Genomic DNA, 14,038 nt, shown 5'->3' with positions numbered 1-14,038 from the left:
GGACCGCGGGGCGCCGGGCGCGGCCGGTCAGCGGCGCGCCGGACGCAGCAGGCGTACCCGACCGGCGAGCTGCACCGCGACGGCGCCGCCGGCGCGCCCCAACGCGGGCAACCGGCGCGGCCGCGGCGGCCGGTGCCCGTCGTAGTGGTCGGTCGCCTCGCGGACCGCCAGTTCCTCCGCGCCGAGCGGCGGCAGCGTGCCCCGCTCCCGCAGCACGCGGGCCAGGTCCCAGCCGTCGCGCAGCGATCCGGCGGTGGGCCGGCCGGCCGCCCAGCCGGCGAAGGTGGCCGGCCAGTCGGCGCCGAAGCCGGCGGCGAGCAGCGGCCAGTGCCGGGCCACGTCGCCGGCGCGCTTGCGCAGCAGCGCCGCCCGGGCCGCGGCCAGCGGCGCCGGGTCGAAGCCCGGCGGCACCGGCGCGCCGGCCACCAGCGCCGCCACCAGCTCCGCCTGCCGAGCCGCCAGGTCCGTCGCCGGCCGGGTGCCCGGGTCGTCGTCCGTCAGCGGGGCGGCGGAGCCTTCCACCTGCCGCACGGCCGGGTCGTCGTCCGTCGACCGGTGGGTCACGTCGGCGCTCGGCCGCGAGGTCCGGTCGTCGGGCGACCGATCGGTGGAGCCGGACCCGGGCGGGGCGGCCGGGAGCGGGTCGGCGGTCACGTGACCACCGGGAACCCGGAGGCCGTGGCGAGGGCGTCCAGCTCGGCGCGGAGCGTCGCCGCGGGCGGATAGTGCCCGTCGCGCTCCAGCAGCAGCGCCGGCGGGCGGTGCCGCGCACACAGTTCGGCGAGCAGGTCGAGCACCTCGGCCGGCACCGGGTCGGTGTGCGTGTCGTGGTAGAAGCCGGCGTGCTCGGCGCCGCCGGCCACGTGCGCGTAGGCGACCCGCTCCAGAGGCAGCCGGTCCAGCAGCGCGACCGGGTCGGTACCCCGGTTGCGGGCGTTGGCGTACACGTTGGCGACGTCGAGCAGCAGCAGGGCTCCCGTACGGTCCAGGATCTCGGTCAGGAACGCGGCCTCGTCCAGTTCGTCGTCCGGCCAGTCGAACAGCGCCGCGATCGGTTCCAGCGCGATCGGCACCGGCAACTGGGCCTGCGCGCGGTCGACGTTGGCGCAGACCGCGTCGACCGCCTCCCGGGTGCGCGGCAGCGGCAGCAGGTGACCGGCCTCCAGCCCGCCGGCCCGGACGAACGCGATGTGCTCGCTGACCAGCGGGGCGTCCACCAGCCGCGCCACCGCGGCCAGCTGGGCGACCCGGGCCGGGTCGACCGGTTCGGCGCCGCCCAGGGAGAGCCGCACCCCGTGCGGTACGACGGTGACGCCCCGCCCGCGCAGCGCGGCCAGGCCGACCGGCAGTGGTCCGATCGCCGGCACGGATTCCGCCACCACCTCGACGAAGCGCAGGCCGGGCAGCTCGGCGACGAAGCCGGCGATCTCCGGACGCCAGCCGATGCCCACCCCGGTCGGGCCGGTCATCCGCCGCACCCACCGCCGCCGCAGCCGCCGCCCCCGCAGGAGCTGCCGCCGCCCCCGCAGGAGCTGCCGCCGCCGCAACCGGAGCTGCCGCCGCCGCAGCCGCCGGTGCCGCCGCTGTTACCCAGCGCCTGCCGCTGGATCTCGGCCTGCTCGGCGAAGCCCGGATCCATCGCCCAGAGCGCGGCGGTGCCGAACAGCGCGACGCCCATCGCGGCGCCGGCCGCGCCGTAGGTGGCGTACGCGGGGGAGGAGGCTGGCGCGAGGTGGACGTGGCGCTGGCGCAGGTTGCGTAGGGCGGCCTGACCGGCCCGGGTGCGGTACGGCACGCGGAGCAGGACCAGGACGGCCACCATGATCCCCACCAGGCTGAGCGCGAGCCAGCCGACCGGCCGGTCGTTGGAGAGCCCCTGGAAGAGCCGGAACACGCCGAGGGCCAGCAGGAGCACCAGGGCCATCGCCCCGCGCCGGGCGGACTCGCGGCGGGCCTGCGAGAGGGCCAGCCCGCGCTGTTCGAGATCGGCGGCGAGCTGGTTCAAAGCCGTCACGACCCGCTGGTCCGTCCGTACCGCCGAGACCCGGGCCCGCTGGGCGGCCGCCTTGTGCACCGCCCGGGCCAGCGGGGTGGCGCCGGCGGGCAGCGGGCCGGTGGTGGCGAGGCGGCGACCCGGGTCGACGCCGACGGAGCCGGTGCCGCGCAGCGCGCCGAGCGTGGCGTGCACGGCCAGCGCGGCGCCGCCGTTGAGGTAGGCGGCCTGCTCCGGGGTGAGCTGGTCGTAACCGGGTTCCCGGGAGCCGGCGAGCACCCGGGCCCGGTGGATCGCGCCGAGGACCACCACCAGGACGGCCGCGGCGAGGTAGTAGCGCAGGAAGGTCGGACCGGGGATGCCCCAGGTGTCGCCCGGTGCGGCAAGGACGGACATCGGCTGCTCCTGTCGCCGGAGGGATCGGCGGCCTCATTGTGGAGCAGGACCGCCACGCCGTACCGCCCGGTGTCAACCTGCCGGGTGACGGTTCCGGTCAGCGCCGGCGGACCGCCTCCTCGACCAGGTCCAGCACCCGGCCGAGGTCGCCGGCCGGCCGGCCCATGGCCAGGTGCAGCACCAGCCCGTCGTAGGCGAGTTCCAGGAACTGGGCCAGCACGTCGATCGGGACGTCGTCGCGCAGTACGCCCGCCTCCCGCTGCCGGGCCAGCCGTTCCCGGGTCGCCTCGGCGATGGCGGCCGACCGCTCGGCCCACCGCTTGGCGAACGCCGGGTCGGTACGCAGCCGCCGGGAGACCTCCAGTTGGCTGCCGAGCCAGCCGGTGGTGTCCGGGGAGACCGCCCCGGCCAGCAGGTCCCGCATCACCTGGACCAGACCGTTGCGGGCCACCGTCTCCACCATCACCGCGGCGTCGTCCTCGGCGACGGCGAGGAAGAGCGAGTCCTTGTCCCGGAAGTGGTGGAAGATCGCGCCCCGGGACAGTCGGGTGGCCTCCTCCAGCCGGCGCACGGTGGCGCCCTCGTAGCCGTGCCGGGCGAAACACGCCCGCGCGGCGGCAAGGATCTCCTGCCGGCGCGCGTCGAGCTGGTCCTGACTTACTCTGGGCACGGGTCGATCGTGTCAGGTCACCCCGCGTACTGCAAACCGTACGTACGGCTTGGATTCGTCGGTCGGTCGATCAGCGCGCCGCCGCGCTCCGGTTACGATCGCGCCGTGACGCCACCCCCCACCCCCGCCGCACTGCCCGCCGCGCCGCTGACCGTGGCGGCCGTCCAGGCCGGACCCGTCCCCGGGGACGTGGCCGGCAACGCGGCCACCGCCGGCCGGCTGGTCCGTCGGGCGGCCGACCGGGGGGCCCGGGTGGCGGTGCTGCCGGAACTCTTCCTGCCCGCGTACCACCCGCCGGCGCTGGCGGCCGATCCGGCCGGCACCGACGTCGCGGCCGATCCGGCGGCGGACGTCGACGACGCGCGGCTGGACCCGCTGCGGGCCGCCGCCCGCGACGGCGGCACCGTGGTGGTGGTCGGCGCGGCGGTCCGCCACGCGGACGGCCGCCGGACCATCTCCTCGCTCGTCGTCGACCGCACCGGCGGCGTCCGGGTCGGGTACGACAAGCAGCAGCTCTGGGGCGACGAGCGGGACCTGTTCGTGCCCGGCGGGCGCGGCGCCACCCTGCTGGTCGACGGCTGGCGGTTCGGTCTCGGCATCTGCTACGACGGCTGCTTCCCGGAGCACGGCCGGGCCGCCGCGGCCGACGGGGCGCACGGCTACCTCTGCCCCAGCGGCTACCTGGCCGGCTCGGAACACCGCCGCGACCTCTACTACGCGGCACGCGCCCTGGACAACACCATGTACGTGGTCTTCGCCAACTCGGTCGACGGTGAACCGCCGTGGCGGTTCAGCGGCGGCGCGGCGGTCTACGACCCGGAGGGCCGCCCGCTGGCGCGCGGCGCGGACACCGGCGAGGAGGTGCTGGTCGCGACGCTCGACCCGGCCGCCCTGGCGGCCACCCGGGCGGCCCACTCCATGCTGGTCGACCGCCTTCCGCATCAGGGAGCGGCCCGCGCGGTGCTCACCGCCTGACCCGGGTCGGCGCCCCGCCGGGCCCTGTCGGCGCGGTACCGGCGTCCCGTAGGGTGCCCGAGTGCCGCTGCTCCTGCTGGACCTGGACAACACCCTGCTCGACCGGGCCGGCCCGTTCCGCGCCTGGGGTGAACGGTTCCTGGACGGCATCGGCGCGCCGCCGGTCGACATCGACTGGCTGGTCTCCATGGACGCCGACGGGCTGACCGACAAGTGGGACGTCGCCGACGCCATCCGGGACCGGTACGGGCTGCGCATCCCCTCCATCGACCTGGTCGAGGAGCTGTACGAGGGAGTGGTGGCCAACGTCCGGCTGGACCCGCTGGTCGCCTGCGCGCTGCGGATCGCCGACGACGCCGGATGGGTGCCGGTGGTGGTCAGCAACGGCACCGTCCGCCAGCAGGAGGCGATGATCCGGCGGACCGGGCTGGACCGGTTCGTGGCCGACTGGGTGATCTCCGAGGAGGCCGGGGTCAGCAAGCCCAACCCGAGGATCTTCGCGCTGGCCGCCCAGCGGGTCCGGATGCCGCTGCGCGGCGCCTGGGTGATCGGTGACAGCCCGGAGGCGGACATCGGCGGCGCCACCGCCGTCGGCCTGCCCAGCGTCTGGCTGCACCGCGGGCGCACCTGGACCGACCCGCGGTTCGCGCCGACCCGCACGGCGGACGGCCTGATCGCCGCCGTCGCCGCCGTGCTCGCCCGCTGAGCCGGGGCCGGGACCTCGGCGGCGATCCGCGCTCGCCGGGGCGACGCGCGGGTAATTCGGTTGACCAGCCGCGACCCGGGTCGCGAGCATGGTCGGCGCATCGTGCACCCGGGCGTGCGCCCGGTCGAGGAGAGGGGGTCGGTCATGGCCGTCTTCGCAGGTCACTTCCACCTGCCTCCATCAGCCTCGAGCAAGGGATCACCACCGCAGTGCGCGATCACGACCTTCCGGCGCGCGAGCGCCGTAGCCGCGGCAAGCGCCGCTTCGACGACGACGAACCGACCTACCTGAAGCGCGGTCGGGCGCCCGAGCCCGTCCTCGCCGAGCCGGACGCCGAGCCGGACCCGGACACCGGGGAGCGTTGGTCCTCCTGGGACGACGCAGTGCACGGCCCGCAACCCCACCCGGACTGGCTGGTCACCGAACTGGCCGCCAAGGACACCGAACTCGGTGTGCTGAAGACGGGCAAGGAGGCGGACGTCCACCTGGTCCGCCGGGCGGTGCCCGGCACCGACCGGTCCTGCCTGCTGGCGGTCAAGCGCTACCGGGACGCCGAACACCGGATGTTCCACCGCGACGCCGGCTACCTGGAGGGGCGCCGGGTCCGCCGGTCCCGGGAGATGCGGGCGATGGCCGGCCGCACCGCCTTCGGCCGGCAGATGATCGCCGGGCAGTGGGCGGCGGCCGAGTTCGCCGCGCTGGCCCGGCTCTGGGAGATCGGCGCCGCGCAGGGCCGGATCGCCGTGCCGTACCCCGTGCAGCTGCGGGGGACCGAGCTGATGCTGGAGTTCCTGGGCGAGCCCGAGGAGGGGCGGGCCGCGCCCCGGCTGGCCCAGCTGCGGCCCGATCCGGCGCAGCTGCGCGACCTGTGGGAGCAACTGGTCGACGCGCTGGTCGTGCTGGCCCGCGCCGGCTACGCGCACGGCGACCTGTCGCCGTACAACCTGCTGGTGCACCGGGGGCGGCTGGTGCTGATCGACCTGCCGCAGGTGGTCGACGTGGTGGCCAACCCGCAGGGCGCGGACTTCCTGGCCCGGGACGTCCGGGTGGTCAGCACCTGGTTCGCCGCGCGTGGCCTGCCGGCCGCGCAGGCCGACCCGGCCGAGCTGACCGGGGAGCTGCTGCGCGAGGCCGGTATCCGCTGAGGCGTACGCATGCCGGGCGGCCGGCGGGCCGCCCGGCACGCGTGCGACCTCACTGGAGGTAGCGCTCGACCTCCGGCTTGGGCCGTACGCCCTGGGCGTCCGGGTCGCCGTGGGTCTGCCGGGCGGCCCGCCGGCGGCGCAGCAGGTCCCAGCACTGGTCGAGGGACTCCTCCAGCTCGCGCAGCCGCTCGCGGGCCGCGTCGTCGGTGCCCGTCTCGTTGGCCTGCGCGTCCGCGCGCAGCCGGTGCTCCTCGTCGACCAGCTCGGAGATCCGGTTCAGGATGGTCTTGTCGTCCATGCCCATGAGCCTGGCACAGGGGGCCGGCACACGCGCGGATTCGTCCCCGGCCGATCTACCGCGGCCCCGGCCCGCCCGGTCGTTGCGGTAGGTTGCCGGGCCATGACCGTCACCGTCCGCCCCGGCGGCCCCGACGACGCGGAGCGGGTCGCCGCGCTGCTGCGGGCGGCCAGCCCGCTGATCGCCACCCCGGAACTGGTTCGCTGGCAGTTGGCCGGCGCGCCGGCGGCGGAACGCTTCGGGCTGCTGGTCGCCGAGGCCGGCGGCGAGTTGGCCGGGGTGGCCCGTACCGGGCTGCTGCACGAGAGTGGGGAGCCCGGCTGGGGCTTCGTCAACCTGGTGGTGCATCCGCGGGAGCGGGGTCGCGGCGTCGGCGGGGCCCTGCTCGCCGCCGCCGAGGCGCGGCTCGCCGGGCTGGGCGTGCGGCGGGCGTACGCCCGGGTGGTGGACGAGGCGGCGGCGGTGACCTTCGCCGAGCGGCACGGCTACCGGCGCGGCCGGCGCGCGCTGCTGCTCGGCCTGGACCTGGCGGCCGCGGCGCTGCCCGAGCCCCCGCCGCCGGCGCTGCCGGTGCGGCTCGCCACGGCCGCCGACCTCGGCGACCCGCGCCCGCTCTACGAGGCGGACCTGGACGCCGCCCGGGACGAGCCCGGCGACACCGGCATGGTGGAGATCAGTTACGCCGACTGGCGGGCGGCCTACTGGGAACGGCCGGACCTGGACCGGTCGCTGACCACGGTGGCGGTCGTGGACGGCGCGGTGGTCGCCTTCAGCGTGGCACTGACCGACGGCCGGGACCGCTACCAGTCGGGGATGACCGGCACCCGCCGCGACTGGCGCGGCCGGGGGCTGGCCCGGGCGGTCAAGGACGCGTCGTTGCGGGCGGCGCGGGCCGCCGGTTACCGGACCGCCCTGACCGTCAACGACGCCGGCAACGACGCCATGCTGACGCTCAACCGCTGGCACGGCTACCGGCCGATCGCGGCCGAGTACCGCTACCTGCGGGATCTGTGTCCCTGAGGGTTCCCACGTCAATCCCTTGTGGAGCAAGGCAATGTCGGCCGCGAAAATTTCTCCTGGTACGACTAGAGAAAGTTGACTCGGCAATGGCATGCTCGGCGGAACGCTTACTGCACACAGTCGTGCCGCGACGCACGGTTGCCGAAGGGGGCACAGAGCACCGTGGGAGTGCCACACACCGCGCCGGTCCACACCAGACGAGCGGACGCGGTCCCACTGCGCCAGGTGGTGCCGAGCCTGCTCCGCGATCCGGCGCAGGCCCTGGTCGAGTTCGGGGAACGGTCCCGGGGCGAGGTGGTCAAGCTCAACCTCGGCTCGTTCCGCCCCTACCTGGTCACCCGGCCGGAACACCTGCAGCAGGTGCTGCGGGAAAAGGCCGCCAACTACGTCCGGGCCGGCGACGGGCTCCAGTGGCGGCCGCTGAAGCGGTTGTTCGGCGAGGGCATCCTCAGCGACGGCGAGTACTGGTCGAACAGCCGGCACATCCTGCAGCCACTGTTCACCGCCCGGCGGATCGACAACCTGGTCGACCGGCTGGCCGAGGCGATCGAGGACGCGGTCGACGAGCTGGACGCACCGGCCCGGGCCGGCCAGCCGGTCGACATGGGCACCGAGCAGGCCCGGATCGTCTGCTCGGCGATCATGCGGGTCTTCTTCGCCGACAAGATCTCGGTCCCGGACGCCATGAAGATCATGCAGGCGCAGGACGCGATCGCCTGGTCGGTGATGCCACGCATCATGGTGCCGTGGGCCCCGCTGGCCGTGCCGATGCCCGGTGACCGCGCGTTCCGCCGGGCCGTCCGGCTCATCGACGACACGCTGATGCCGATCGTCCGGGCCTCCCGGGAGACCGCCGAGTCCGACGGCGACGACATCATCTCCACCCTCTGGCGCGGGCGCACCGAGGACGGCAGCCGCCTCGACGAGCGTCAGGTCCGCAACGACACGGTGGCCATGGTGGCCACCACCACCGAGACCACGATCAGCGTGCTCACCTGGCTCTGGCCGCACATCGAGCAGGACCCGCTGATCGCCGAGCGGCTCTACGAGGAGATCGACCGGGTGGTCGGCGACGCCCCGGTGCGCCGGGAACACCTGCGCGAGCTGCGCTACACCCGGCAGGTGCTCGACGAGCTGCTTCGGCTCTACCCGATCGGCTGGCTCTTCCCCCGCCGGGCCGTCGAGGCCGACGTCCTCGGTGGGGTCCGGATCGAGGCCGGTTCCACCCTCGTGGTGAGCCCGCTGATCACCCACCGGATGTCGATGTTCTGGGACCGGCCGGAGGTGTTCGATCCAGACCGGTTCGCCCCGGAGCGGGCCCGCAGCCGGCACCGGTACGCGCACTTCCCGTTCGGCGGCGGCCCGCACCAGTGCCTGGGCATGCACCTGTTCTACCTCGAGGCGACGCTCATCGTGGCCACCCTGCTGAGCCGCTACCGGTTCCGCCTGCAGCGGCCGGCGGTGCCCGGCATCAAGGTGGCCGCCGCGCTGCGACCCCTGGAACGGGTCGAGCTGACCCTGCGTCCGGTGCGGAGCGCCGCGGCATGAGCCGACAACCCGCGTCGCCGCCGTTCGACGGCGGCGACCAGATCGCGCTGGCCGCCGAACAGGGCCGGATCTGCGCCCTCGCCGCCAAGGGGCAACGCGACCTGGCCGAGCGCGCCGCCGCGTACCCGGAACTCTTCCCGCCCCGGCCGTTCGACCCGGCACTGTTCGGCAACGTCGCGATGGCCATCGCGTTCGGCGCCCCGTGGTGCGACCTCGACCAGTTGCGGATCACCAACCGGGCGGTGCTCTGGGGCTTCGCCGTCGACTGGCAGGTCGACTACGTCGCCAAGAGCCGGGACGAGATCGACCGGCTGGCCGCGAACTGCCTCGCGGTGGCCGACGGCGCCGCCCCGGCCGCCGACGACCCGCTCGGCCGGTTCCTCGCCGAACTGCGCGACGAGCTGGCCGCCGTGCCGGCGTACCGGACCCACGCGCCGGTCTGGCGGGCCGAGCTGCGCAAGGTCCTCGACGCCATGGCGCGGGAGTGGGACTGGAAGCAGGCCGCCGGCTCCGGCGGCCTGCCCACCCTGGACGAGTATCTCGACAACGCCGACAACCTGGCCTGCACGGTGGTCAACGTCGTGCACTGGATCCACTCCGACGACCCGGTGACGCTCGCCCACCTGGACGCGCTGGTGGTGGCCAGCGCCGAGGTGCAGCGGATCCTGCGCCTGGTCAACGACCTCGGCACCTACGAGCGGGACCTGCGCTGGGGCGACCTCAACGCGCTGTTGCTGGTGGACGACCCGACCGTGGTGCGGCGGCGGATCGACGAGCTGGTCGGGCACGCCCGCGAGCTGCTGGCCCCGCTGCGGGACAGCTGCCCGGTGCAGGCCGACTACCTGGCCCGGCAGATCGGCTTCAGCAGCGGCTTCTACCGCTCCACGGACTTCTGGGGTGCGCTGTGACCACCTCGGAGCTGGGCACCACGGCGGGCTCCGAGATCGCCGCGGCGGCCCGGGAACTGCTCGCCGCGCTGGCCCTCGAACCGGCCGGCCGGGTGACCGCGTCGGTCTACGAGACCGGTCGGCTGGTCACCCACGCGCCGTGGCTCACCGGCCACGACCGCCGGCTGGCGTACCTGCTGGGCAGTCAGCGCCGCGACGGCGGGTGGGGCGCGCCGGGCGGCTACGCCCTGGTGCCGACCGCCAGCGCGGTGGAGGCGCTGCTCGCCACCCTGCGCGCCGGCGGCGGGGCTTCCCCCGCCGAGCTGGCCGCGGCGGCCGGCCGTGGCCTGGACGCGCTCGACGGGTGGCTCGCCGACGGGCTGCCGCTGCCGGACACCCCGGCCGCCGACCTGATCGTGCCGGCACTGGTCGAGCGGATCGACGCCCACCTGGAGTGGTTCGACGAGCGCCCCGGCACCGGCCCGGGCGGCTGGGCCGGCCGGCGCCTGCCGCCGGTGGACCGGCGGCGGCTGGACGGCCTCGGCGCGCTGCTGGCCGGCGGCCGGCCGGTGCCGCAGAAGCTCCAGCACGCCTTCGAGGTGCTCGGCCCCGCCGCCCGGGGCCGGCCCGACGTCGCCCCGGTCGCCGGTGCGGTGGGCGCCTCGCCGGCCGCCACCGCCGCCTGGGTCGGCGACGCACCGGACGCGGCCGACCCGGCCGTGCGGGCCTACCTGGCCGGGGCGGTCCGGCCGCACGGCGGCCCGGTGCCCTGCTGCACCCCGATCACCGTCTTCGAGCGGGCCTGGACGCTGAGCAGCCTGGCCCGGGCCGGGGTACCGGTGCGGCCGGCGCCCAAGCTGGTCGCGGAGCTGGCCGGCGCGCTCGGCCCGCAGGGCACCCCGACCGGGCCGGGTCTGCCGGCCGACGCCGACACCACCTCGGTCGCCCTCTACGCGCTGGCCCGGCTCGGCCACCCGGTGGACCCGGCCAGCCTGCTGTACTACGACGTGGGCAGCCACTTCTGCACCTGGCGCGGCGAGGACGGGCGGTCGGTGACCACCAACGCGCACGTGCTGGAGGCGCTGGGCTGGCACGCCCGGCACACCGCGACCGGCGCCGCCCGGTACGGCGACCGGGTCGCCGCGCTCGCCGGCTGGCTGCGCGAGCAGCAGCGGCCCGACGGACGGTGGGCCGACCGCTGGCACGCCTCGCCGTACTACGCCACCTCCTGCGCGGTGCTGGCGCTCACCGGGTACGCCCCGGCCGAGCTGGCCGGGCCGGCGGTGGACCGGGCGGTGGACTGGGTGGTGGCGACCCAGCGGCCGGACGGGTCGTGGGGGCGCTGGAGCGGCACCGTGGAGGAGACCGCGTACGCGCTGCACGTGCTGCTCGGCACCGACCGCCCGGCGCGCCCGGGGGTGCCGGAGGCGGCCCGCCGGGGCCTGCACCAGCTCGCCACGATGGACGGTCGCCGGGACGATCCGCCACTGTGGCACGACAAGGATCTCTACGCTCCCGTGCTGATCGTCCGGGCGGCCGTGCTCGCGGCCCGGCAGCTCGCGCTGACCAGATCGGACCTGCTCGGGGCGGGTGAGGCCGCGCTGCGCGCGCCCGCGCCGGACGACTCCATGATCAGGAGCGCTTGAGTGAGGAAGCGGACGCTGCTAGCGTGCGCCGGGGTCGATGCGCGCGCGTACGTGCGCGACTGACTGACGGATCAAACAGGCCACGCCAGGGACGGTGTAATGGGTTCCCGCAGTTCGAATCTGCGTACCAAGGTTGTCGCCCTGCTCGCCTCGCTGGTCGCGCTCTGGAGCTTCACCGCCTGGGTGACCATCCGGGACGGCGTGAACCTGCTCGGCGTGCAGGCGTTGGACAGCAAGGTCTTCAACCCCACCGAGCCGCTGCTGCTGCAGTTGCAGCTGGAGCGTCGGACGTCCCTGACCTTCCTCGGGCGTCCCGACGACGGCCAGCGGGCGGCGCTGGCCGAGGTGCGGCAGCGCACCGACCAACTGGCCGCCGAGTTCACCGGGTCCATCGACAGCTGGCAGGTCGCCGCGCTCGGCAGCGACACGCTCGACCAGCGGCTCGACGAACTGGTCGGCGGCCTCGACGAGCTGGCCGCCACCCGTACCGCGGTCGACGACAAGAGCATCGACCGGGCCGAGGCCGGCGGCGCGTTCACCGACCTGATCGAGTCGATCTACCGGGTCTACGACGCGCTCGGCAACCTCGACGACGAGCAGGCCGCCGAGGACACCGCCGCGCTGATCGGCCTCAACCGGGCCCGGGAACTGCTGTCCCAGGAGGACGCCCTGCTCGCCGGCGTACTGGCGGCCGGACGGATCACCACCGAGGAGCGCGCGCAGTTCACCCGGATCGTCGGCGCCCGGCAGTTCACCGCCAACCAGTCGATCGTCCGCCTGCCCGCGGCCGACCAGCGTCGCTACGACCAGATGTCGACCGGCGAGACCTACCGCCGGCTGGCCGACCTGGAGAACCAGGTCATGCAGAGCGACGCCGGCGCCCGGCCCCCGGTCGAGGCGGCGCAGTGGAACGACACCACCGGCCCGGCGCTGACCGAGATCGGCGACGTGGTGCTCGCCGGTGGCGACGACATCGTCGACCGGGCCACCCCGATCGCCATCGGCGTCATCGTCCGGCTGGTGCTCGCCGCCGGTCTCGGCCTGCTCGCCGTCGTCGCCTCGATCATCGTGTCGATCACCACGGCCCGGGCCCTGGTGCGCCAGCTGGAGCGGCTGCGCGAAGCCGCCTTCCGGCTGGCCAACGAGCGGCTGCCCAGCGTGGTCGAGCGGCTCGGTCACGGCGAGGAGGTCGACGTGGCCAAGGAGGCGCCGCCCCTGCAGTTCGGCGACGACGAGATCGGCCAGGTCGGCAAGGCCTTCAATGCGGTGCAGGAGACGGCGATCCGTACCGCGGTCGAGCAGGCCGAACTGCGCCGCAACGTCCGCGAGGTGTTCCTCAGCCTGGCCCGGCGCACCCAGGCGCTGGTGCACCGCCAGCTCACCCTGCTCGACGCGATGGAGCGGCGCGAGCAGGACGCCGAGGAGCTGGAGGATCTGTTCCGGGTCGACCACCTGGCCACCCGGATGCGGCGCAACGCGGAGAACCTGATCGTGCTCTCCGGCTCCACCCCCGGCCGCGCCTGGCGGCGCAACGTGCCGATGGTCGACGTGGTCCGCGGCGCGGTCGCCGAGGTCGAGGACTACACCCGGGTCAACGTGCTGCCCCTCGGGCCGGTGTCGCTGACCGGCCGCGCGGTGGGTGACGTCATCCACCTGCTCGCCGAGCTGATCGAGAACGGCCTGTCCTTCTCGCCGCCGCACACCACCGTCGAGGTGCGCGGGCAGATGGTGGCCAACGGCTTCGCGATCGAGATCGAGGACCGCGGCCTGGGCATGAGCGAAGAGGACCTGGCCGCCGCGAACCACCGGATCGTCGACCAGTCCGACCTCAACCTGGCCAACGCCTCCCGGCTGGGCCTGTACGTGGTGAGCCGGCTGACCGAGCGGCACGGCATCCGGGTGCAGCTGAAGGAGTCCGCCTACGGTGGCACCACCGCTGTCGTGCTGATCCCGGCCGAGCTGGTCACCGCCGACGACACCGACCCGAGCACCTCGGGCGGGTTCCCCGCCGGTGCTCCCACCGCGGCCGCGGCACCGGCCGCCACCGCCGGCCCGGCCGCACCGGTCGCCGAGCAGCCGTCCGCCCCGCTCACGGCGCCGGTGGCACTGGCCGAGCCGCCGGTCGTTACCGAGCCGGCCGAGCCGGTCGAGTCGGTCGAGCCGGCTCCGGTGGCCACGGCGGGCGCCGACGGCGGTGACGGCGGTGCGGACGGAGCGCTGCCGACCCGGACCCGGGGCCTGAGCCTGCCGGCCGGCGAGGACCCGCTGCCGGTCCGGGCCCGGCGCTGGTCGGAGCAGGCGGCCCTGGACGGGCCGACCTTCCCGACCGGCCTGCCGATGGCCGCCGCCCGGTCCGACGTGGACGTCACGCCGACCCTGACCGGTCCGGCGCCCGCCGGCGCCGCCGCCCCGGCGACCGACGGTCGCCCGGACGCCGCCGCCGGGCAACCGCAACCGCCCCGGACCGACTCCGGGCTGCCCGTCCGGGTCCGGCAGGCCAACATCGTGCCCGAGCTGCGCGACGAGCCGGCCGCCCCGGACGACGAAGAGGACGTGGTCCGCCCGCCCGAGCAGGTACGCCGGATGATGAGTTCCTACCAGACCGGCACCCGGCGCGGGCGTACGGACGCGGCGCGACTGCTCGGCGGGCCCGGCGCCAGGCCGGACTCCGGGCCCGACCCCGACGAGCAACAAGCGACCTGACCGGCGCGGGCGGCGCGGGTAACCCGCTCGCGACGTGACGGTCAGCCCCAC

13 protein-coding genes are annotated in these 14,038 nt (G+C 75.5%); 8 read left to right on the top strand and 5 right to left on the bottom strand.

The window, feature by feature from the left end; genetic code table 11:
- Positions 1 to 27: 27 nt before the first annotated feature.
- From FHX32_RS21340 to FHX32_RS21325, 4 genes are all read right to left on the bottom strand, one after another.
- Entirely contained in the window at positions 28 to 522 is a 495-nt protein-coding gene (locus FHX32_RS21340) for an SCO6045 C-terminal-like domain-containing protein (RefSeq protein ID WP_486481250.1), read from the bottom strand.
- 128 nt (positions 523 to 650) lie between these two features.
- The gene (locus FHX32_RS21335; protein WP_167185807.1) at positions 651 to 1,469 is read right to left on the bottom strand and encodes an MbnB/TglH/ChrH family RiPP precursor modification enzyme; all 819 of its coding nucleotides are present in this window, start codon (positions 1,467 to 1,469) and stop codon (positions 651 to 653) included.
- The gene (locus tag FHX32_RS21330) at positions 1,466 to 2,389 is read right to left on the bottom strand and encodes a TIGR04222 domain-containing membrane protein (RefSeq protein ID WP_167185805.1); all 924 of its coding nucleotides are present in this window, start codon (positions 2,387 to 2,389) and stop codon (positions 1,466 to 1,468) included. Before FHX32_RS21330 ends, FHX32_RS21335 begins: the two co-directional genes overlap by 4 nt.
- A 97-nt stretch (positions 2,390 to 2,486) precedes the next feature.
- Entirely contained in the window at positions 2,487 to 3,059 is a 573-nt protein-coding gene (locus FHX32_RS21325; RefSeq protein ID WP_088992923.1) for a TetR/AcrR family transcriptional regulator, read from the bottom strand.
- Between the two features lie 105 nt (positions 3,060 to 3,164).
- On the opposite strand from FHX32_RS21325, the gene FHX32_RS21320 reads away from it, so the two are divergent.
- The 3 genes from FHX32_RS21320 (at position 3,165) to FHX32_RS21310 (ending at position 5,885) form a co-directional block, all read left to right on the top strand.
- Complete coding sequence (locus tag FHX32_RS21320; protein ID WP_167185802.1) at positions 3,165 to 4,034, top strand: carbon-nitrogen hydrolase family protein; 870 nt, start codon at positions 3,165 to 3,167, stop codon at positions 4,032 to 4,034.
- Between the two features lie 61 nt (positions 4,035 to 4,095).
- Complete coding sequence (locus tag FHX32_RS21315) at positions 4,096 to 4,740, top strand: HAD family hydrolase (RefSeq protein ID WP_167185799.1); 645 nt, start codon at positions 4,096 to 4,098, stop codon at positions 4,738 to 4,740.
- A 209-nt stretch (positions 4,741 to 4,949) separates the two neighbouring features.
- Positions 4,950 to 5,885: an RIO1 family regulatory kinase/ATPase domain-containing protein gene (locus FHX32_RS21310; protein WP_167185796.1), complete on the top strand. Its 936-nt coding sequence runs from the start codon at positions 4,950 to 4,952 to the stop codon at positions 5,883 to 5,885.
- A 49-nt stretch (positions 5,886 to 5,934) separates the two neighbouring features.
- Here FHX32_RS21310 and FHX32_RS21305 read toward each other — a convergent pair whose 3' ends face one another.
- Positions 5,935 to 6,189, bottom strand: coding sequence for a DUF2630 family protein (locus FHX32_RS21305; RefSeq protein WP_172899298.1), 255 nt, complete (start codon positions 6,187 to 6,189; stop codon positions 5,935 to 5,937).
- A 96-nt stretch (positions 6,190 to 6,285) separates the two neighbouring features.
- Here FHX32_RS21305 and FHX32_RS21300 point away from each other — a divergent pair, with 96 nt between their 5' ends.
- The 5 genes from FHX32_RS21300 (at position 6,286) to FHX32_RS21285 (ending at position 13,987) form a co-directional block, all read left to right on the top strand.
- Entirely contained in the window at positions 6,286 to 7,203 is a 918-nt protein-coding gene (locus tag FHX32_RS21300) for a GNAT family N-acetyltransferase (protein WP_167185793.1), read from the top strand.
- A 162-nt stretch (positions 7,204 to 7,365) separates the two neighbouring features.
- On the top strand, positions 7,366 to 8,751 hold the full coding sequence (locus tag FHX32_RS21295; RefSeq protein ID WP_088992927.1) for a cytochrome P450: 1,386 nt from the start codon (positions 7,366 to 7,368) through the stop codon (positions 8,749 to 8,751).
- Positions 8,748 to 9,659 (top strand): terpene synthase family protein, encoded by a 912-nt coding sequence (locus FHX32_RS35290; protein WP_486481223.1) that lies wholly within the window; start codon positions 8,748 to 8,750, stop codon positions 9,657 to 9,659. The genes FHX32_RS21295 and FHX32_RS35290 overlap by 4 nt, the downstream gene beginning before the upstream one ends.
- Positions 9,656 to 11,284 (top strand): prenyltransferase/squalene oxidase repeat-containing protein, encoded by a 1,629-nt coding sequence (locus FHX32_RS21290; RefSeq protein WP_486481222.1) that lies wholly within the window; start codon positions 9,656 to 9,658, stop codon positions 11,282 to 11,284. The genes FHX32_RS35290 and FHX32_RS21290 overlap by 4 nt, the downstream gene beginning before the upstream one ends.
- A 99-nt stretch (positions 11,285 to 11,383) precedes the next feature.
- On the top strand, positions 11,384 to 13,987 hold the full coding sequence (locus FHX32_RS21285; protein WP_167185790.1) for a nitrate- and nitrite sensing domain-containing protein: 2,604 nt from the start codon (positions 11,384 to 11,386) through the stop codon (positions 13,985 to 13,987).
- Positions 13,988 to 14,038 lie beyond the last annotated feature (51 nt).

It is taken from the genome of Micromonospora sp. CNZ280 (genome assembly GCF_011759515.1).
The sequence above is the reverse complement of the archived record's forward strand: the minus strand, read 5'-3'. Positions and strand labels throughout refer to the sequence as shown.

Coding starts and splice junctions, on each gene's coding strand:
- FHX32_RS21285 (WP_167185790.1), top strand. CDS start 11,384: ATGGGTTCCCGCAGTTCGAATCTGCGTACCAAGGTTGTCGCCCTGCTC.
- FHX32_RS21305 (WP_172899298.1), bottom strand. CDS start 6,189: ATGGGCATGGACGACAAGACCATCCTGAACCGGATCTCCGAGCTGGTC.
- FHX32_RS21335 (WP_167185807.1), bottom strand. CDS start 1,469: ATGACCGGCCCGACCGGGGTGGGCATCGGCTGGCGTCCGGAGATCGCC.
- FHX32_RS21300 (WP_167185793.1), top strand. CDS start 6,286: ATGACCGTCACCGTCCGCCCCGGCGGCCCCGACGACGCGGAGCGGGTC.
- FHX32_RS21330 (WP_167185805.1), bottom strand. CDS start 2,389: ATGTCCGTCCTTGCCGCACCGGGCGACACCTGGGGCATCCCCGGTCCG.
- FHX32_RS35290 (WP_486481223.1), top strand. CDS start 8,748: ATGAGCCGACAACCCGCGTCGCCGCCGTTCGACGGCGGCGACCAGATC.